The sequence below is a fragment of the Lentzea sp. NBC_00516 genome (assembly GCF_036346835.1).
GTDB classification, from domain to species: domain Bacteria; phylum Actinomycetota; class Actinomycetes; order Mycobacteriales; family Pseudonocardiaceae; genus Lentzea; species Lentzea sokolovensis.
The window spans coordinates 6,333,851-6,353,642 of the sequence record NZ_CP107840.1; the positions used below are offsets into that span (position 1 = coordinate 6,333,851).

At 68.8% G+C, this 19,792-nt stretch carries 15 protein-coding genes; 6 read left to right on the plus strand and 9 right to left on the minus strand.

All coding sequences use genetic code 11. The annotated features are described in order from the left end of the window. Positions 1-109 precede the first annotated feature (109 nt). Positions 110-559, minus strand: coding sequence for an Lrp/AsnC family transcriptional regulator (locus OG205_RS28555; RefSeq protein ID WP_330271100.1), 450 nt, complete (start codon positions 557-559; stop codon positions 110-112). A gap of 50 nt (positions 560-609) precedes the next feature. Here OG205_RS28555 and OG205_RS28560 point away from each other — a divergent pair, with 50 nt between their 5' ends. From OG205_RS28560 to OG205_RS28570, 3 genes are read left to right on the plus strand one after another with little or no spacing between them, the layout of a single operon-like run. Continuing rightward, the gene (locus OG205_RS28560) at positions 610-1,749 is read left to right on the plus strand and encodes a MalY/PatB family protein (RefSeq protein WP_330271101.1); all 1,140 of its coding nucleotides are present in this window, start codon (positions 610-612) and stop codon (positions 1,747-1,749) included. Then, a complete protein-coding gene (locus tag OG205_RS28565; RefSeq protein ID WP_330271102.1) occupies positions 1,725-2,669 on the plus strand; it encodes a DMT family transporter in 945 nt (314 codons plus the stop codon). The genes OG205_RS28560 and OG205_RS28565 overlap by 25 nt, the downstream gene beginning before the upstream one ends. A 10-nt stretch (positions 2,670-2,679) precedes the next feature. Next, the gene (locus OG205_RS28570; protein WP_330271103.1) at positions 2,680-3,051 is read left to right on the plus strand and encodes a tetratricopeptide repeat protein; all 372 of its coding nucleotides are present in this window, start codon (positions 2,680-2,682) and stop codon (positions 3,049-3,051) included. On the opposite strand, the gene efeB is transcribed toward OG205_RS28570, so the two are convergent. The 3 genes from efeB to efeU are packed head-to-tail and all read right to left on the minus strand — an operon-like array spanning position 3,052 to position 6,252. Beyond that, on the minus strand, positions 3,052-4,293 hold the full coding sequence (gene efeB / locus OG205_RS28575; protein WP_330271104.1) for an iron uptake transporter deferrochelatase/peroxidase subunit: 1,242 nt from the start codon (positions 4,291-4,293) through the stop codon (positions 3,052-3,054). After that, on the minus strand, positions 4,290-5,372 hold the full coding sequence (gene efeO, locus OG205_RS28580) for an iron uptake system protein EfeO (RefSeq protein WP_330278246.1): 1,083 nt from the start codon (positions 5,370-5,372) through the stop codon (positions 4,290-4,292). The genes efeB and efeO overlap by 4 nt, the downstream gene beginning before the upstream one ends. 55 nt (positions 5,373-5,427) lie before the next feature. Continuing rightward, positions 5,428-6,252, minus strand: coding sequence for an iron uptake transporter permease EfeU (gene efeU, locus OG205_RS28585; RefSeq protein WP_330271105.1), 825 nt, complete (start codon positions 6,250-6,252; stop codon positions 5,428-5,430). 130 nt (positions 6,253-6,382) lie between these two features. Between efeU and OG205_RS28590 the strand changes: the two genes are divergently transcribed. Next, positions 6,383-7,201, plus strand: a complete 819-nt coding sequence (locus tag OG205_RS28590; protein ID WP_330271106.1) for a lytic murein transglycosylase — start codon at positions 6,383-6,385, stop codon at positions 7,199-7,201. 1,448 nt (positions 7,202-8,649) lie between these two features. On the opposite strand, the gene OG205_RS28595 is transcribed toward OG205_RS28590, so the two are convergent. The 4 genes from OG205_RS28595 to mfd are packed head-to-tail and all read right to left on the minus strand — an operon-like array spanning position 8,650 to position 17,277. Beyond that, positions 8,650-11,820: a S41 family peptidase gene (locus OG205_RS28595; RefSeq protein ID WP_330271107.1), complete on the minus strand. Its 3,171-nt coding sequence runs from the start codon at positions 11,818-11,820 to the stop codon at positions 8,650-8,652. A gap of 29 nt (positions 11,821-11,849) precedes the next feature. Continuing rightward, the gene (locus OG205_RS28600; protein WP_330271108.1) at positions 11,850-12,770 is read right to left on the minus strand and encodes a MazG family protein; all 921 of its coding nucleotides are present in this window, start codon (positions 12,768-12,770) and stop codon (positions 11,850-11,852) included. Continuing rightward, on the minus strand, positions 12,767-13,708 hold the full coding sequence (locus OG205_RS28605) for a hypothetical protein (RefSeq protein ID WP_319975619.1): 942 nt from the start codon (positions 13,706-13,708) through the stop codon (positions 12,767-12,769). Before OG205_RS28605 ends, OG205_RS28600 begins: the two co-directional genes overlap by 4 nt. 14 nt (positions 13,709-13,722) lie before the next feature. Next, entirely contained in the window at positions 13,723-17,277 is a 3,555-nt protein-coding gene (gene mfd, locus OG205_RS28610) for a transcription-repair coupling factor (RefSeq protein WP_330271109.1), read from the minus strand. Between the two features lie 154 nt (positions 17,278-17,431). Here mfd and OG205_RS28615 point away from each other — a divergent pair, with 154 nt between their 5' ends. Then, on the plus strand, positions 17,432-17,965 hold the full coding sequence (locus OG205_RS28615; RefSeq protein ID WP_330271110.1) for a DUF4291 domain-containing protein: 534 nt from the start codon (positions 17,432-17,434) through the stop codon (positions 17,963-17,965). A gap of 7 nt (positions 17,966-17,972) precedes the next feature. Continuing rightward, positions 17,973-19,082 carry a PQQ-dependent sugar dehydrogenase gene (locus OG205_RS28620; RefSeq protein ID WP_330271111.1) on the plus strand — a complete coding sequence of 370 codons (1,110 nt, stop codon included), beginning with the start codon at positions 17,973-17,975 and terminating at the stop codon, positions 19,080-19,082. Between the two features lie 86 nt (positions 19,083-19,168). Here OG205_RS28620 and OG205_RS28625 read toward each other — a convergent pair whose 3' ends face one another. Beyond that, entirely contained in the window at positions 19,169-19,768 is a 600-nt protein-coding gene (locus tag OG205_RS28625; protein WP_330278247.1) for a TetR/AcrR family transcriptional regulator, read from the minus strand. Positions 19,769-19,792: the final 24 nt, after the last annotated feature.

A 19,792-nucleotide genomic window follows, 5' to 3' on the forward strand; every position in this document is an offset into this window, starting at 1 on the left:
GGACTGGACTGGCAGTCGCAGCCGGCCCACCAGACCAGCGAACTCCCTTCAGCGGACTGGTGTCTGCGTGTGGTCCGGGAGACGTACGGGAAGACGCTCGGCTGGTAGCTCACGGGTTGGCCGGCAACGGGCGCGGCTCGATCACCTGCTTCATCACGATCGTCGACGTCAGCCCGCGCACTCCTGGCAGCTTCGCCAGCGTCTCCTCGTACAGCCGCTGGTACGACGCCAGATCAGCGGTGACGACGCGCAGCAGGTAGTCGGGGCTGCCGAACAAGCGTTGCGCCTCCACCACGTTCGGCACGTCGACCAGTGCGCGGTCGAACTCGTCCATGGTGTCCAGGCGCAGTTTGGCGAAGACCAGGGCCTCGAAGCCGAACCCGAGGGCGGCCGCGTCCACCACGGCCCGGTAGCCGTGGATGACGCCGTCGCGTTCCAGCTCTCGCAGGCGCCGTTGGCAGCGCGAGATGCTCAGCTGCACGCGCTGGGCGAGGTCGGTGACGGTGATTCGCCCGTCGCGCTGCAGTTCAGCAAGAATTTTGCGGTCCACGGCGTCCATGAGCAAAGAACGCAAACACCTTGCCCGCGAGTTCCCCTAGCTTTTGCTGCATGACCAGTGCGAACCCGTTACGTCAGCTGACCCTGGACCAGCTCAGGCGCCGCACCAGCATGAAGTGGCGCCACTATCCTGAAGACGTGCTGCCCGTGTGGGTGGCCGAGATGGACGTGCCGCTCGCCGAACCTGTGGCACGCGCGATCATCGAGGCGGTGGAGCGCGGCGACACCGGCTACCCCAACGGCACCGCCTACGCCGAGGCGCTCGCCGAGTTCGCGAAGACCCGGTGGGACTGGGCGCCCGCGGTCGAACGCACGAAGATCGTGCCCGACGTGATGATGGGCGTCGTCGAGATGTTCCGGCTGGTCTCGCACCGGGACGCGCCCGTCGTGGTCAACAGCCCGGTCTACCCTCCGTTCTTCCAGTTCATCGAGTCCCTCGGCCGCCAGGTCGTCGAGGCGCCGCTGGGTTCCGACGCGCGGATCGACTTCGCCGTGCTCGAAGCGGCGTTCGTCAAGGCAGGCAAGGGCTCGGTCTACCTGCTGTGCAACCCGCAGAACCCGACCGGCACCGTGCACACCGCCGCTGAACTGGAAGAGGTCGCACGGCTCTCGCGTGCACACGGCGTACGCGTTGTGGCGGACGAGATCCACGCTCCGCTCACCGCCGACGGCTTCGTGCCGTACCTGAGCGTCGCGGACGACGGGCTGACGCTGATGTCGGCCTCCAAGGCGTGGAACCTCGCCGGGCTCAAGGCCGCGCTCGCCATCGCCGGTCCCGCCGCCGCCGACGATCTCGACCGGCTGCCGGAGGAGGTCGGCCACGGACCGAGTCACGTCGGGATCCTCGCCCACACCGCGGCGTTCCGGCACAGCGTCGACTGGCTCGACGCCCTGCTGGACGGGCTGGACGAGAACCGGCGACTGCTCGCCGGCCTGCTGGCCGAGCACCTTCCCGAGGTGCGCTACGCCCCCGGTCAGGGCACCTACCTCGCCTGGCTGGACTGCCGCGCGCTCGGCGACGATCCCGCCAGGACGTTCCTCAAGCGCGGCAAGGTGGCGCTGAACTCCGGCATCCCGTTCGGCACCGGCGGCGCGGGCTTCGTGCGGATGAACCTCGCGACCTCGCCGGAGATCATCACCGAGGCAGTTCACCGAATGTCCAAGGCGTGGAACGAAACCCTCGCTCCCTAGCGGCGCGGCTGGTAGTGCTGGAGTCCGTGCGGATCAAACCCGGCTTCGCGGCCGTGACGGTGCTGGTCTGGGCGTCCGGCTATCCGGTCGGGGCTCTGGCGGTGGCCGTGGCGCCGCCGTTCCTGATGACCACGATCCGGTTCGCCATCGCCGCCGCGCTGATGGCGGTCGTGGCCCTGGTGACGAGCGCGAACTGGCCGCGCGGACGGCAGCTCGTGCACACCTGCGTGGCCGGGTTGCTGGTGCAGGCGTGCCAGTTCTCCGGCGTGTACCTCGGGCTGCGGATGGGCGTGCCGGCGGCGACCACGGCGTTGGTCATCTCGTGCACGCCGGTGCTCACGGCCGTGGTCGCCGCCTGGGTGTTCCGCGTCCGAATAGGACTGAGGCAGGTCGCCGGGCTGGTGCTCGGCGTCGCCGCGGTGCTGGCGGCGTTGTGGGACCGGCTGGGATCGTTCGGGACCGGCGCGATGTTCACGGTGCTGGGCATGCTCGGGTTCGTCGCGGGCGGCGTGTACCAGCAGAGGTTCTGCCGGGACACGGACTTCCGCAGCGGCAACGCCGTGCAGCACGCCGTGTCCGTGCCGGTCGTCGGGTTGCTGGCGCTGACCGAGAGCTCCCCGGTCACGGACTGGCGGCAGCTCTGGCTGACCCTCGCGTTCCTGGTGCTGGTCAACTCGATGGGCGGGGCTTCGCTGTTCCTCGTCGGCGTCCGGAAGGGCGGGGTGGCGGCGATGACCACGCTGTCCTCTGTGGTCCCGTCCGTCACAGCGTTGATCGCGTGGCCGTTGCTCGGGCAGATGCCGACGGCTGGAGTCGTGGCCGGGCTGGTGCTCGGTTTCGGAGCGTGCTGGCTCGGCACTGCCACTCATTCAGGTTCTGTCGCCCGGACGGCAGTCGAAGAACCGGCAGGCGATAGGTAACGTTGATCGAATGACGGACGGCACCTTCGAGGCGTTTCGGAAGGCCGAGGCGTTGATGGCACAACGCAGGCCGCTCGACGCGTTGCGCGAGCTGAAACAGGTGCTGGCCGAAGCCGGGGAGGCGCCGTCGGTGCAGCTGCTGGCCGGCCGGGCCTATCTCGGGTCCGCGCAGCTCAACAGGGCTGAAGAGGCGTTCCGCAAGGTGCTCGACCTCGATCCGAGCGACCACTACGCGCGGTTCGCCCTCGGCAGGACCCTGCAACGGCAGAGCCGCCTCACCGAGGCGCTCGCCCAGTTGCGGATGGCGGTCGCGATGCACCCGTCACCCGAGTACCAGGAAGCGCTCGGCGAGGTCAAGGCCCGGCTGGCCCTGGGGAACTGATCACCGGAACAGGCCCTCTCCCCAGAACCCGCCCTCCTTCACCCCCGGCGGCACGGCGAAGTGCCCGGATCCGGTGTGCTCCACGTACTCCATCATGTCGTCCTTTGTGGACAGCGCCTGCTGCATCGGCACGAACTGCGTGCGCGAGTCCCGGTTGAACGCCACGAAGAACAGCCCGGCGTCGAGGTGCCCGAGCCCGTCGGAGCCGTCGGTGAAGTTGTAGCCGCGGCGCAGGATCCTGGCCCCGTTCAACGACTCCGGCGACGCGAGCCGGATGTGCGCGATCTCGCCGATCAACGGGATCCCGCCCGCGCCCTTGACGTGCAGGTCGGGCTCGTCGAACTCCTTGGCCTGCCCGAGCGGCGCGCCCTCGCCCTTGTTCCGGCCGACGATCTGCTCCTGCTCGACCAGCGACGTCCGGTCCCAGATCTCGATGTGCATGCGGATCCGCCGCGACACCAGGTACGTGCCGCCGACGAGCCAGTCCGGCCCGTCCTCCTTCGACACCCACACGTGATCGCGCAGGTGGTCGGTGTCCTCTGCCTTGATGTTGCGGGTGCCGTCCTTGAACCCGAACATGTTGCGCGGCGTCGCCTGGTCCCGCGTCGTCGACGACGTCCGCCCGAACCCGAGCTGCGACCACCGGACCGCGACCCGCCCGAACCCGATGCGCACCAGGTTGCGGATGGCGTGCACGGCGACCTGCGGGTCGTTCGCGCAGGCCTGGATGCAGACGTCCCCGTTGCTGCGCGCGGGATCCAGGTCGTCCTGGGGAAACCGCGGCAGGTCGATCAACCGCTCCGGCCGCCTGTCCTTGAGCCCGAACCTGTCGTCGAACAGCGACGGCCCGAAGCCGATGGTGATCGTCAGCGCGGACGCGGGCAGGTCGAGCGCCTCGCCGGTGTCCTTGGGCGGCGCCTCGGCGTTGCCGCCGACCGCACCGTTCTCCGCGGCCTCCTGACCGGCCGTCATCCGTTCCGCGGCGAGCGTCCACTCCTTGAGCAGGCTGATCAGCTCGTCCCGGCTCTTCGTCTTCACGTCCAGCGCGACGAAGTGCATGTGGTCCTGCGCGGGCGTCGTGATGCCGGCCTGGATGTCGCCGCGGAACGGGACTTTCGCCGCGGAGAGGTTCTCGATCTCAGGGGAGTGGGACGCCAGCACGCCGGCGGCGGCGCCCGCGCCCGCGAGCGCCACACCGGCGCCCGCGAACCCGAGCAGCCTGCGGCGGGGAACTCCGGTCACTTGGCCGACACCACTTCCGCCACCTTGCTGACCGGCTCGCCGAGCGCGTCGACGGCCTCGGCCAGCGCCTTGATCTCGTCCTGCGTCAGCTCGGTGTAGAGCTTGAAGCCGTCACCCTTGCGCTGCTTCTCGAGCGCCTCGTCGAGCGCCTTGAACTTCTCGTCCAAAGTGGACACGAGCGCCTTGTCCTTCTGCTCCACCACGGGACGCAGCGCGGCGATCGCGGCCTGCGACCCGTCGACGTTGGCGCGGAAGTCCCACAGGTCGGTGTGCGAGTAGCGGTCCTCCTCACCGGTGATCTTGCCGGTGGCGACCTCGTCGAGCAGTTCCTTGGCGCCGTTGGCGAGCTGCACGGGCGTCAGTTCGACGGTCTTCGCCTTGGACACGATCTCCTTGACGTCGACCAGCAGCTGGTCCGCGATCTTGTCCGAGTCGGCCTGCAGACCGGACTCCCACAGGTCCTTCTCGAGGCGGTGGTAGCCGGTGAACGCCATGCCCTCCTCGATGACGTCCTCGCGGCCGTCGATCTTGGGGTCGAGGTCGCCGAAGCTCTCCGCGACGGGCTCGATGCGTTCCCAGTAGGTGCGCGAGACGGGGAAGAGCGCCTTGGCGTCGTCGACCTTCTTGGCCTTGACGGCGTTGACGAACTCCTCGGTCTTCACCAGCAGCTGGTCGGCCTGCGAGGTCACGTACCGCGCGTAGCTCTTGGTCGCCTCGGCCAGCAACGCGTTGCCGTCGGTCGACTTCTTGGCGTCACCGGTGACCGTGAAGTCGCCGCGGATGCCGTCGCCCTTCATGCCGGGCTTGCACGCGGTCTGGAACTTGCCGGACTCCGTGACCTCGACGATCAGCTTGCGGGTCAGACCAGGCCCGATGTTCTCGACCTCGCCGAGGATCCGGTCGCCCTCGGCGTAGAGGTAGAACTCGGTCACCTTGGTGCCCTTGTTGGCCACCTCGAACGTGACGTTGCCGGTGCTCGCCTCGGTCTTGGCGACCTTGCACGCGTCGTCACTCGCCTCGACCGCGATGGTGCCGCTCGCGCCGGTCGTGCCGCCGTTGCCGCTGCACGCCGCCAGCATCGCGAGTGAGCCCAGGATGACTGCTGTCTTGCGCACGGTTCGCTCCACTAGATGATCAGTTGGCCACGGCGGCGCGACGGCGCGGCCGGATGAGGAACAGGGACAGCACCACCACCACGTAGCCGACCCACGCGATGGCCTGCAGCACGGACGTCCGCTGCGAGTAGTTGAAGAAGCCCTTGAGCAGCGCCCCGTACCAGGAGTCCTCCGGCAGGGTGTCGCTGATGTCGAACGCCAGCGTGTTCAGCCCGGGCAGGATCGCGGCTTCCTGCAGGTCGTGGATCCCGTAACTGAGCACGCCCGCCGCCACGAACACGAGCAGCACGCCCGTGACGGTGAAGAACTTGCCGAGATCGAACCGGATCGCCCCCTGGTACAGCAGCGCGGCGATCACGACCGCCACCAGAATCCCCGAAAGGAACCCGATGAGCGGCTCGGTCGTACCCCCTCCAGCGGCCTGCACGCTGGAATAGAAGAAGACGGCAGTCTCGAGCCCTTCCCGACCAACGGACAAAAGGGACACAAGAACGATGGCGAGGGGTCCGATTTTGAGCGCTTCGTCCATTTTGCCGCGCAACTCGGCGGCAATCGTCTTGGCCGCCCGGCGCATCCAGAAGATCATTCCCGTGACGAACGCGACCGCAATGATCGACATCGTCCCGCCGAAAGCTTCCTGCTGCTCAAACGTCATGCCGGCAGCGCTGAACGTGATGATCGCGCCGGCCGCTACGGACAGTGCCACAGCGGTCGCAACACCGACCCAAACCCACTTGAGCGCGTACCTTCTGCCCGTCTTCACGAGGAATGCGATCAAGATGCTCACCACGAGCGCGGCCTCAAGGCCTTCACGCAGCCCGATCAGCCCGTTGGCAAACAACATCCCGACGCCTCCACAAATTAGGTCGGCCTTATTTAAGGTAAGCCTCACCTGATTGTCCAGCCGCCATCAGTGCCGGTTTCATCACGCTTCACCCCGCCGCCTGCGCCGGGAAGCACGTAGCCTGGGTGCAATGGTCCCGCCGCCGCCCGTCCAGGAACCCGCCCGCCGCAACCGCAACGGCAACATCTTCGGCCGCATCGTCCTGGTGCTGCTGCTGATAGTCGTGGTCGCCACGGGCGCCTGGGGCCTGGGCGCCCTGAACCGCAGGGACGCGGCTCCCCTGGGCCCACCCCCGTTCCTGGTCCCCATCCAGGAGGTAGAGCCAGGCGCGGCCGCCCCAGGCAACGCCGCCTCCCCGGGAACCACGGCAACCGCCAACCCGTTGGCCGAATGGGCAACCCGCGTAGCGTCCAAGACCGACATCCCGGTCCGCGCCGTACACGCCTACGCGCAAGCAGACCTGACGATGCAACAAGAGTCCCCGGCCTGCCGAATCAGCTGGGCGACCCTCGCGGGTATCGGCCGAATCGAGTCGCACCACGGCAACATCAACGGCGCCCGCCTGCAGGAGAACGGCCTACCGTCCCGCCCGATCATCGGCATCCCCTTGGACGGCGGCCCAGGCGTGAAGGCCATCAAGGACACCGACGGCGGCCGCCTGGACGGCGACACGACGTGGGACCGAGCGGTGGGCCCGATGCAGTTCATCCCAGGAACCTGGAACCGCTGGGCAAAACGAGCAGCAGGTGACGGCCAACCAGCAGACCCGCAGAACATCGACGACGCGGCCCTGACGGCCGCGCGCTACCTGTGCGGAGGCGGAGCCCGCGACCTGGGCACGGGCCAGGGCTGGTGGGCAGCCGTCCTGGCGTACAACAACTCCGTGGAGTACGGCCAGAACGTGTTCAGCGGAGCAGACGCCTACGCACGCGCAAGCGTGCCGCAGTAGGGCCGTTGGCAGGCTCGCGCAGGGGTCCCCTTGGCAGCTGGATCCCCCGCGACCCAACCTAGCGAGCAGGTCTGACACTCCCGCAAAGCCGAAGGCGAGCAGACAGAGCACACGCCAGGGCAACGGCGGACAGGCTCGCGCAGGGGTCCCCTTGAGTTCAGGATCCCCCGCGACCCAACTTAGCGACGGGGTCTGACACTCCAGCGATGCCGAAGGCGGCCGTCCTTACCATGCGGTCCGGGTGGGGTGGCTTCGTCACGAGTCGTGCCACAGCTCTTGCTGCATCAGGGAAGGGGTGTCAAACGGACACGCTCTTCGTCCGTTTGACACCCCTTCCCTGATGTGGCCCGCTCTTGGCTCGACTCGTGACGAAGCCACCCCACCAACGCAACCACCAAAGCAACGCAACTCCGCCCAAAGCAACAGGCGTGCCATCAACCTGCCGGTGGCGTAGACCCCGGCTTTTGATCAGATTGGCGGGGTCTGGGGCGGAGCCCCAGGAATCAGCCGCCACAGACGCCCGCAAGGCGACCCACCTACGAACACGAAACCGGCGCCCGCCAACGAACCAGGGGGACGACCCACGAAACCGACGCGCAAAAACGGAGGGAGACTGGGGCCAGGCGGAAGAAGGCCCCAGCCCCTCTCTCAAACCCCTGCCAACGGCACAGACACGGCCACTTCCTCAACAGGGGAAACCACAGGCACCTCACCAGACCCCTCCGAAGGAGGCTCGGCCCGATCACAAGGAGGCACAACAGGCGAAACAACAGGCGGAACAGGTTCCTCAGCCCGAGGCGTAGAGGGCGGAACCTCACCAGGCGGATCCACAGGCGGAGCCGTGGAAACAGGCGGCAAAACCACCGGCGTCTCCACCACAGGCGGAGGCTCCACACTGGACACAGTCGATGGCGCCGAGGTAGTGACTACAGGCGGCGAAGCCGACTCAGAAGACGACGGCGAAGCCGGCTCTTCCTCCTCGGGCTCCTCAGACCCCCCAGGCTCGTTCCGCCCAGTAGCAGCAGGCTTGCCAGACGAAACCCGAACAGTCTCGGTAACAGTGGCCCCCACATCCCGAGTCTGCGTAGCCAGACGAGCAGCCCGAACCTCCCGAGCCGCCCCCTCCACCACCACGGTCTCGGTAACGGTGGCCAGCGAAACCCCGGTCTCAAAGGGCTCAGTCCACCACTGAGAGGCAGAAGGCCGAGCAGGCGGAGGCGCGGCCAACGGCGCCTCACGCGGCGACCCGGTCAAGGCGATCAACGCGAACATGCCGCCCAGTGCCAGGAACGGCACGACGACCACGGCCCCGAAACACCCACGGCCACTGCGCGGCTCGTCACGATGACTCATCTTCAGCACACCCCCGAACGGTGAGAACTGTTCCATCTGGTTGATCGTCCACATGGAACAGTCCGTCACAGTTCTTTAGTCACACGATGGGGTGTTCAGCTCAGCGGCGGCAACTCCGGAGCGTGAGCGGCGGGTGAAGATGAAAGGGTTTCCAGGGCCAGCGAAACGGCCTTCTCCAGCTGGGGGTCGCGGCCGGAAACGCGGTCGGACGGCGTCATGACCACCTCGATGTCCGGGTCGACACCGTAGTTCTCCACCGCCCAGCCGTGGCCCTTGAAGTAGGACGCGTACCTCGGCTGGGTGACCATCGTGCCGTCGACCAGCGTGTACAGCATGTCGATGCCGATGACACCGCCCCAGGTGCGCACCCCGACAACGGGCCCGATCCCGAGTTCCTTGATGGCCACGTTGACGATGTCGCCGTCCGATCCGGCGTACTCGTCGGCCACCGCCACCACAGGGCCACGAGGCGCGTCCTGCGGGTACGACTCGGATGCCGTGTAGCCACGCGCGACGGACCAGCCGATCACCTTGCGGCCCAGCTTCTCGATGACCAGCTGCGAGGTGTGCCCGCCACCGTTCTCGCGGACGTCCAGCACCAGAGCCTCGCGCGCCAGCTCGACCCGCAGGTCCCGGTGCAGCTGAGCCCAGCCGGCGCCCATCATGTCCGGCACGTGCAGATAGCCCACACGGCCACCGGACTGCGCGTGTGTGAACGCACGACGGTTGGCGACCCAGTCGTGGTAGCGCAGAGGCTCCTCATCAGCCAGAGGCACCACCACGACCCGACGCAGCTCGCCGCCACCACCGGGCCGCACGGTCAGTTCCACGGGCTTCCCGGCGGTCCCCACCAGCAATGCCCCCGGCCCGGCCAACCCGACCGGACGGCCATCCACGGCCACGAGAGCGTCACCAGCGCGCACGGCGACACCAGGCGCGCACAGCGGCGAACGCGCGTGCGGGTCGGACGTCTCGCCGGGGATCACGCGCTCAACGACCCATGAGTCGCCGTCACGAACCAGGTCGGCGCCCAGCAGCCCCTGCCGACGCGAGGCGGGCACGTGCGGTGACGAACCCCAGACGTAGGCGTGCGAGGTGCCGAGTTCGCCCTGCACCTCCCACAGCAGGTCGACCAGGTCGTCGTGGCTGCCCACCTCGGCCACCAGCGGCCGGTAGCGGTCCAGCTCGCCCTGCCAGTCGATGCCGCCCATGTCGGTGCGCCAGAAGTGGTCGCGCATGAGCCGCCCGTTCTCGGCGTACATCTGCGCCCACTCCAGCGCGGGATCGACGACGACGCGCACGCGCGCGAGGTCGATCTCCACGTAGTCGGCCGAGTCCTCGTCCGCCTTGCTGTCGGACGGCACGACCCGCAGGTCACCACGGTCCTCGATGACCATCCGCTTGCCGTCGCCGGACACCGCGAACGCGTCCGCGCTGTCCGCCAGGCACTCGGTCTTCTGCTTGGTGAAGTCGTAGCGCTCCAGCACGGTGCGCGGCGGGCGCGCTTCTGGCGACGCCAGGTTGTCCCCCAGCACGCCGAGCAACGGCCGGCGCAGCCACAGCAGACCGCCACGAGCCGCCTTCAACGACACGTAGTCGGCGGCCGCGACGGGCACCGGCACCACGCGGTCGGCAAGGCCTTCGAGGTCGACCTTCGTGACCGGGGCCTTCTCGTCGTCGTCCTCGGAGTCCTTGTCCTCGTCGCCGACCGGGCGTCCGCCGTGCATCGGGGCGAACGGCGACGGCGTCGTGGCGGCCAGCGGCACGAGGTGCGGGCGGCAGCCGGTCGGGAACGACAGGTCGAACACGTGCGCGTCGTAGACCGGGTCGAACGTCCGGATCGACAGGAACGCCAGGTACTTGCCGTCCTCGGTGAAGGTCGGCGCGAAGTCGGCGAACCGCAGCGGCGTCACGTCCACAACGGACAGATCCGCCGCGTTCACCATCTTGATGTGCCGCAACGGAGTCGGCCCGGGATGCGACCACGCGAGCCACGCGGAGTCCGGCGAGAAGGCGAGGTGCGTGATGTGCGCGTTCGCACCGCGAACGACCTCACGAATCTCACCGGAAGCGATGTCCACCAACAACAAACGGCCGTCGTGCGTGGCGACGGCGACGCGTGAGCCGTCCGGCGCGGCGGCCAGGGACATGACCCGCCCGAGCGCACCGGAGGCGATGCGGCGTGCGGTGTTGCCCGGCTCGACGCCGCCGACGGGCGCGACCTCCAGGGCCTCCTCGCCCTCGACGTCGGTCACCCACACCACGTGGTCGGTCTCGCCGAGCACCTTCGGCAGGCGCGCGCGGACGTCGGAACGGTCGGCCAGCACGCGAACGGGGCCGTCGCGATGCGTCACCCAGTGCACGGAACCGCGGACCTCGACGGCCGAGGCGCGGCCGGTGTGGTCGACGCTGAACGACTCGACGTTGCCGGAAGCCTTGATGTGACGCGGTTGCAGGCCGGTGCGCGGGCCGCCGAGCTTGATGTCGAGCTTGCGCAGTTCGGACAACCCGTCGAGCAGCCACAGCTCGCCGGCCTGGTGGAAGATCACCCGCGAGCCGTCGGTGGAAGCGTTGCGGGCGTAGAACTCCCCGGAGGTGTGGCGCTGGAGGTCGGTGCCGTCCGGCAGCACCGAGAACACGCTGCCGACGCCGTCGTGGTCGGAGATGAACGCGATGCGCCCGTTGACCCACATCGGGTTCGCCAGCGACGACTGTAGGCCGGACAGCACGCGGACGAAGTCGCCGGAACCTTCGGTGTCCACCCAGAGCTTGCCCGCGGTGCCACCTCGGTACCGCTTCCACCACGCCGGTTCCTGCATGTAGCTGGACGACGCGACGACCTGGCCGTCCGGGCCGAACGACACGTCGTTGACCCACCCGTACGGCAGCACCTCGGAAGGTCCGCCGTCCAGTGGAACGGCGTGCGCCTGCTTGCGGTGCCGCGACATCTGGCCCGTGGTCGACACGGCGAGCACTCGCCCGTCCGGCGTCCACCCGGACACGGCCGTCCGGGCCACGCCCCAGTGCGTCAACCGGCGTGCGGGGCCACCGTCCACAGGAGCCACGCGCACTTCCGGGGCGCCGTCGATCCAACTGGCCCAGGCCAACTGCGTGCCGTCGGGCGAAAAACGGGGCGTGCGCGCCGGAACCTGATCAGCGGACGCGCGCCAGGCCCTTCCTCCGTCGACGGGCGCGAGCCACACGTCGTCCTCGGCCACGAACGTCACCAAGTCACCGCGCAGATGCGGATACCGAAGGTAAGTCACGAGATCGACGTTAGCCCACGCTCACCGTTTCAGGAGGGCAAAAAACGCCGCCAGTCCTCAGCCATAAGAGAATCTAGACCTTCGGCCCGTGCCTTGGCCTCCGCCTCGCGGACGTTCGCGGCGAAACGGCGGCAGACCTGGCGAAGCTCCGTCTCCGGGTCCTCACCGGCAAGCTTGGACAAAGCGGTCACGGCGAACAAAGTCGTGCCCGTGTCGTCACCCTCCGGCAGCAGGTCGACGGGGAAGCCCGCGCGTTTGGTGCGCTGCACCAGCTTCGCGGCCAGCGCGACGGCCGGCTGACCCAGCGCGACACCATCCACACTGGACTCGCGCTGCTTCTCGGCCTGCTTGAGCTCCTCCCAGCGGTGCTGCTGCGAGGTCGCGTCGTGCACGGCCGGGTCGTTGCCCTCGAAGACGTGCGGATGCCGTCCGACGAGCTTCGCGACCAGTTCGGACGCGACGGCGTCGATGTCGAACGGGTCCTCGGGGTCCTCGGCGGCGACGCGGGCGTGGAACAGCACCTGCAGGAGCACGTCGCCGAGCTCCTCGCGCATCGACGCGCGGTCGCCGTCCTCGATCGCCTCCAGCAGCTCGAAGGTCTCCTCGACGAGGTACTGACGCAACGAGTCGTGGTCCTGCTCCGCGTCCCACGGGCACCCGCCCGGCGAACGCAGCCGGTGCATCACCGCGGCCGCGTCGAGCAGTGCGGCACCCAGCGGCTCCGGCGTCGTGATCACGGTCGCGTCCGGGTACTGGGAAGCGTTGGTGCTGATCACCACCGCGCCGTCCTGGACGACCGCGGGCGCGGGGCCGTCGACCCCGAGCGAGGACCAGAACTCCAGCGGCACGCCCTCGCCCGCGTAGACGGCCGTGGCCGTGCGCAACGCGGGCAGGGCGGCGGCGGGCAGCACGGCGTCGAGCCGCTCGCTCAGGACGACGACGGTGATCAAGACTTGTTCTTGGTCGAGCTCACACCGACGAAGCCGGCGCGCTCGCCGGGGTTGCCGACGATCTGCGCGTTGGTCGGGTCCCACACGCCGTAGCGGGGGTTGACCTCGATGTTCAGGTCCGCGGTGAGGAACTGCGCGATCCGCAGGCCGAAGGCGGCGAGCAGCTGCGGGTCGATGCGCTCGATCAGGTCTTCCTCGCCGGGCGTCGGCGAGACCTTGTTGCGCTCCTTGACCAGCGCGACCATCCAGCTGGACTGCTGCTCGTCGGCGGGGAAGGCGACGACGGTGCCGGGCTTCACGCCCCACAGCATCGTGTGCACCAGCGACGGGTTCTCGGTGACGCGGACCTTCTGGTTCGTCGCCGACGCCTGCTGGCCGCTGGTGGTGCGCGGTGCCTCCTGCACGAACTTCGACATCTTCGAGGAGTCCGCGGTGACCTCGGCGGCCTTCTCCTTGGCCTCCTTCGGGTCCTGGACCTGGAAGAAGTCGATGACGACCTCGAGCGTGGAGAGGTTGCGGCGGGCGAGCTCACCCATCACCAGCACGTCGCGCTGACGGCGGTAGATCGTGGTCTCGTCCTGCTCGCTCTGCTTGGCGGCGGCCTCGGGGCCGCCCTTCTCCTTGATCGCGTCGAACACCTTGGTCTCGTCGACCGTGATGTTCTCGAGCTGACCGGCCCGCTCGGCGATCTTGTGGTTGATCTCGTCGGCCAGCACCAGCTTCGAGACCTGGTCGAGCTTGCCCTGGTCCTGCATCTGCTGGGCCGCGGGCTCCTTCTTGAGCACCTTCACGGTGCGGTCCTGGACGGTCTGCAGACCGATCGCCTGGTCCCCGACGATCGCTGCCGAGGTGGCCTTCGCGGGCCCGGTGCCACAACCGGTGGCAAGCAGCGCCACAGCCACACCGACCAGCGAGAAACGCTTCAGAACAGTGCTCACGAGGATCTACCCTCTCACGCCTTGGTGACCGGGGTCACGGGAGTCCCCGCGAGTGAGTCGAGGAACGCACCGCACCAGTTCAACAGCTCCTGGTCGCGCAGCTGTGGTGCACCCATCCGGCCGCCCGCCGCTCCCTCCGTCGGCCTAGGCACGGTGACCGTCCCCATGGCCTGCTTGTAGAGGGCCTTGGGGAACAGCCGCCGAAGCCTGACCAGCTGCGAGTCGAGCAGTTCCAGCTTCGCGAACCGCAGGTTCTGGCCCATCGCGATCACCTCGGTGACCCCGTGGCGGCGGCAGGCGTGGCGCAGGCGGGCCACGCCGAGCAGGCGCTCGACCGGCTCCGGCGGCGTGCCGTAGCGGTCCTTGAGCTCGTCCCAGACGGACGTCAGCGCGGCCTCGTCGGACGCCGCCGCGATCTTGCGGTAGGCCTCCAGCCGCAGCCGCTCCCCCGGCACGTACTCGTGCGGGATGTGCGCGTCGACCGGGAGATCGACGCGGACCTCGGCGAGGTCCTCCTCGACCTCGCCGCCGTCCGCCCCTGCGTGCTTGCGGAACGCCTCGACGGCCTCGCCGACCAGCCGGATGTACAGGTCGAAGCCGACGCCCGCGATGTGACCGGACTGCTCGGCGCCGAGGATGTTGCCGGCGCCGCGGATCTCCAGGTCCTTCATCGCGACGGCCATGCCGGCACCCAGCTCGGTGTTCTGCGCGATCGTCGCGAGCCTGTCGTGCGCGTGCTCGGTCAGCGGCGTCTCAGCCGGGTACAGGAAGTACGAGTACCCGCGCTCGCGGCCACGGCCGACCCGGCCGCGCAACTGGTGCAGCTGGGCCAGGCCGAGCAGGTCGCCGCGCTCGACGATCAGCGTGTTGGCGTTGGAGATGTCCAGGCCGGTCTCGACGATCGTCGTGCAGACGAGCACGTCGTACTCGCGTTCCCAGAAGCCCTGGATGAGGTGTTCGAGCTTGTCCTCGTTCATCTGGCCGTGCCCGGTCACGACCCTGGCCTCCGGCACCAGCTCGCGGATGCGCTTCGCGGCCTTCTCGATCGTCGAGACCCGGTTGTGCACGTAGAAGACCTGGCCGTCGCGCATCAGCTCGCGCCGGATGGCCGCGCCGACCTGCTTGTCGTCGTACGCGCCGACGTAGGTGAGGATCGGGTGCCGTTCCTCCGGCGGGGTCAGGATCGTGGACATCTCGCGGATGCCGGCCAGCGACATCTCCAGCGTGCGCGGGATCGGCGTCGCGGACATCGTCAGCACGTCGACGTGCGTGCGCAGCGCCTTGATGTGTTCCTTGTGCTCCACACCGAACCGCTGCTCCTCGTCGACGATCACGAGGCCCAGGTCCTTGTACCGCACGTTCTTCTGCAGCAACCGGTGCGTGCCGATCACGATGTCGACCTCGCCGTCCGCCATCCCCGCGATGGTCTGCGCGGACTCCTGCGGGTCGGTGAAACGGCTGAGTCCCTTGACGTTCACCGGGAACTGGCGCATGCGCTCGGCGAACGTGTTGAGGTGCTGCTGGGCGAGCAGCGTCGTCGGCACCAGCACGACGACCTGCTTGCCGTCCTGCACCGCCTTGAACGCCGCGCGGACCGCGATCTCCGTCTTGCCGTAGCCGACGTCACCGCAGATGACGCGGTCCATCGGCACGGACCGTTCCATGTCGGCCTTGACCTCGTCGATCGCGGCCATCTGGTCCTGCGTCTCGGTGAACGCGAACGCGTCCTCCAGTTCGCGCTGCCAGGGCGTGTCGCTCGCGAAGGCGTGGCCGGGAGCGGACTGGCGGGCCGCGTAGAGCTGCACCAGCTCGGCCGCGATCTGCTTGACCGCCTTGCGCGCCTTGGACTTCGTGTTCTTCCAGTCGCTGCCGCCGAGCTTGTTCAACGACGGCAGCTCGCCGCCGACGTACCGGCTGACCTCGTCGAGCTGGTCGGTCGGCACGAACAACCGGTCGCCGGGCTGGCCGCGTTTGCTGCTGGCGTACTCGAGGACCAGGTACTCGCGGGTGGCGCCCGCGACCGTGCGCTGGACCATCTCCACGTACTTGCCGATGCCGTGCTGCTCGTGCACCACGAAGTCGCCGGACTTGAGCGCCAGCGGGTCGACCGCGTTGCGCCGCTTGGACGGCATCCGGCGCATGTCCTTCGTGGACGTGCCGCCGCGGCCGCCGGTCAGGTCGGTCTCGGTGAGCACCACGAGCGCGAGGTCCGGCAGCACGAACCCGTCCTCGAGCGCGCCGCGCACGACCGTGACGGTGCCCGCTTTCGGTGCCGCGTCAAGGGATTCGACGCAGAGGGCCGAGACTTCGGCCTCCTTGAGCCGTTCGACGGCGCGCTGCGCGGTACCGGCGCCGGGCACGACCAGCACGGCCGCACCACCCGTCGCCGTGTGCGCCTTGAGGTCGGCGAACGCGCGCTCGACGTCTCCCTGGTAGGCCTCGACCGGCTTGACGTCGAGGTGCACGACGTCGCGGGCGTCACTGGTGAGCTGGCTCAGCGTCCACCACGGACGGTCGTTCGCCTTGGCGTGCTCGGAGATCTCGCCGATGCCCTGGTACCCGCTGCGGCCGAGGTCGATCGGCGCCTTGCCACCGGAGGCGGCCGCCATCCAGGACGCCTCGAGGAACTCCTGCCCGGTGCGGACCAGGTCGGCCGCGCGGGCCCGGATCTTCTCCGGGTCGTTGAGCAGGACGTGCGTGCCCTTCTCGACCACGTCCGTGAGCAGCTGCAGCTCGCCGGGGCACAGCGCCGGGATGAGCGCCTCCATGCCCTCGACGGCGATGCCGCCCGAGATCTTCTCCAGCATCTCCGCGAGGTGCGCGTCGGACCGGTGTTCCTCGGCCAACTCGGCCGCGCGGTGCCGCACGTCGTCGGTCAGCAGCAGCTCACGGCACGGCGGCGCGACGAAGTCGGTCACCTCCACCGGCAGCGAGCGCTGGTCCTGCACCGAGAACGGCCGGATCTCGCTGACCTCGTCGCCCCAGAACTCGACGCGGAACGGGTGCTCGGCGGTCGGCGGGAAGAGGTCGAGGATGCCGCCGCGCGTCGCGTACTCGCCGCGCTTCTCGACCATGTCGACGCGGGTGTAGGCGTTCTCGGCGAGCCGCGTGATCAGCTCGGCGAAGTCCTGCTCCTCGCCGACCTTCAGGTGCACGGGCTTGAGGTCGCCCAGGCCAGGCGCCATCGGCTGGATGAGGCTGCGGACCGTCGTGACGACGACCCTGATCGGGTCACCCTCGGGATGCTTGAGCCTGCGGAGGATCTGCAGCCGCGCACCGACCGTGTCCGCGCGCGGACTCAGGCGCTCGTGCGGCAGCGTCTCCCAGCTGGGAAAGAACGCGACCTTGTCCGGGCCGATCAGGTCCTTGAGGACGTTCGTCAGCTCTTCGGCCTCCCTGCCCGTGGCGGTCACGGCCAGCACCGGCCGGACCGTGGACAGCGCGGCGGCGACGAGCGGGCGGGCGGCCAGCGGACCGTCCAGCTCCAGCTCGGGAACCCCCGCCGATTCGATCAACGTGCGGAGGGCTTTGTCGGGCAGGACACCATCGAGCAGGCCGAGCAGCGGCATGTGAGAAACCCCGGTCGAGTGCGGAATGGGCGCACGAACACCGAACGCCGGACAGACCCCTGCCTGGGACGAGGGGTCTCACCACCCACCTTAGCTCGTTCCGCGACCCCTTATCGGGTGGCTCGAGCCCGCCCCCAGCAGTCACCATGTGCACGTGTCAACGAGAGAGATCAGGGCTGACCACGACGATCAGTCCATCGTGGTCTACCAGGCCTATTCACCCGCGATCGCCGACCCGGCCGTGGCGGCGCAACGGTTCGTGCCGCCGTTCAAGACGGAGCGGATGACGTGGATCAAGCCGTCGTTCCTCTGGATGATGTATCGCTGCGGGTACGCCCGGAAGGAAGGTCAGGAACGCGTCCTGGCCGTGCGCATCACCCGTGCGGGGTTCGATTGGGCGGTCTCCAACGCGGTCGAGAGCAGCGTCAGGGGCAAGCCGTCGGTGCGCGTGCAGTGGGATCCCGAACGCGGGCTGAACCACGAACCGTTGGAGCACCGCTCCATCCAGATCGGACTGACGCGCGAGGCCTCGGCCATGTACGTCAACGAGTGGATCATGAGCATCACCGACGTGACGGCCCTTGCGCGCGAGATTCACGGGAAGGTCCGTGCGCTCGATCTGGACGGAGCGCGCGCGTTGCTGCCCGTTGAGCGGCCTTACGGAACCGCCACGGCACAAATCGCATAGTTAGGACATGCGCGCACTCGTTGCTGCTGGGTTGGTGCTGGTCGTCGCGGCGTGCTCGTCGCCGGAGCCTGGCGGCAACGCGCCGTCGAAGGCTCCCGCGCCGGCCGGGCTCGAGGTCGAGGAGGTCGCGGGCGGTTTCCAGCACGCCTGGGACGTCGGGTTCCTGCCCGGCGGCTCCGTGCTCGTCACCGAACGGCCGGGCACCATGAAGCTCGTCAGGAACGGCCAGGTCACGCCCGTCGACATCGACCTCGCGGACGTGCAGGTGCGCGGCGAGGGCGGCCTGATGGGGCTGGTGATCCACCCCGACGACCAGCGCTTCACGGTTTGCTACAACACGTCCAAGGACGTGCGGCTGGTGACGTACCGGCTCGACGGCACGAAGGCCACCAAGACCAAGGACCTGCTCACCGGCATGCCGTCGAACTCCAGCGGACGCCACTCCGGCTGCCGGCCGACGCTGGCGCCGGACGGCTCGATGTTCGTCGCGACCGGGGACATCGCGCAGGCCCGCAACCCGCAGGACAGGACCAGCCTCGGCGGCAAGGTGCTGCGGATCGACCCGGAGACCGGCGAGGGCGCGGCCGGCAACCCGTTCATCACCTCGACGAACGCCAACGAGCGCCGGATCTACTCCTACGGGCACCGCAACGTGCAGGGCGTCGTGTTCCGGCCGGGCGGCGACCAGATCTTCTCCAGCGAGCACGGGCCCGACATCGACGACGAGGTCAACCTGGTGCAGAAGGGCGCCAACTACGGCTGGGACCCTTCCAAGGGCGGCACGCAGACCAGGTACGACGAAAGCGTGCCGATGACCGACCTGCAACGGTTCCCCGACGCGGTGCCGGCGGTGTGGTCGTCGGGATCGTCGACCGAGGCGATCTGCCAGGCGGCGTTCTGGAACGGCAAGCTCGCGATCACCGCGCTCAAGGGCTCGAAGCTGCTGCTCTTCACCCTCGACGCCGCGGGCAAGGTGCAGAACGTGAGCATCCCCGAGGAGCTGAACGACAAGTACGGACGCCTGCGTGCCGCCCGCACCGCGCCGGACGGGTCGCTCTACGTCACGTCGTCGAACGGCACGGGCGACAAGCTGCTCAGGCTCACCGGAACGGTCTGAGACCTGGATGGCCGTCCGACCCCTCGACGAACGGCCACCCCGAGGAGCATCGCTCCAGGGGGCCCGGACCGTTTCAGCGAAACAGATCAGGAACGGCTGCGCAGCTTGGGCTTGTGCTCCATCGCGGAAAGCCCGTTCCACGCGAGGTTGACCAGGTGCGCCGCCACCTCGTCCTTCTTCGGCTTGCGCGCCTCCAGCCACCACTGCCCGGTCAGCGCGACCATCCCGACCAGCGCCTGCGCGTACAGCGCGGCGAGCTTGCGGTCGTAGCCCTGCTTGGCGAAGTGCAGCCCGAGGATGTGCTCGACCTGCGACGCGATGTCGTTCAGCAGCGAGGAGAACGTGCCGGAGGACGACGCGACGGGCGAGTCGCGCACCAGGATGCGGAACCCGTCCGTCGAGCCCTCGATGTAGTCGAGCAACGCGCAGGCGGCCTGTTCGAGCAGCTCACGCGGGTGCGAGCCGCCGTCGAGGGCCGTGATGATCTGGTCCATCAGGCGCTGCATCTCGCGGTCGACGACGACGGCGTAGATGCCTTCCTTGCCGCCGAAGTGCTCGTAGACGACGGGCTTCGACACGCTCGCACGGGACGCGATCTCCTCGACCGACGTCGCGTCGAAGCCCTTCTCGGCGAACAGGGCCCGGGAGACGTCCAGGAGCTGCTCTCGGCGTTCCTTGCCCGTCATCCTGACCCTGACCATCGAGTCAGC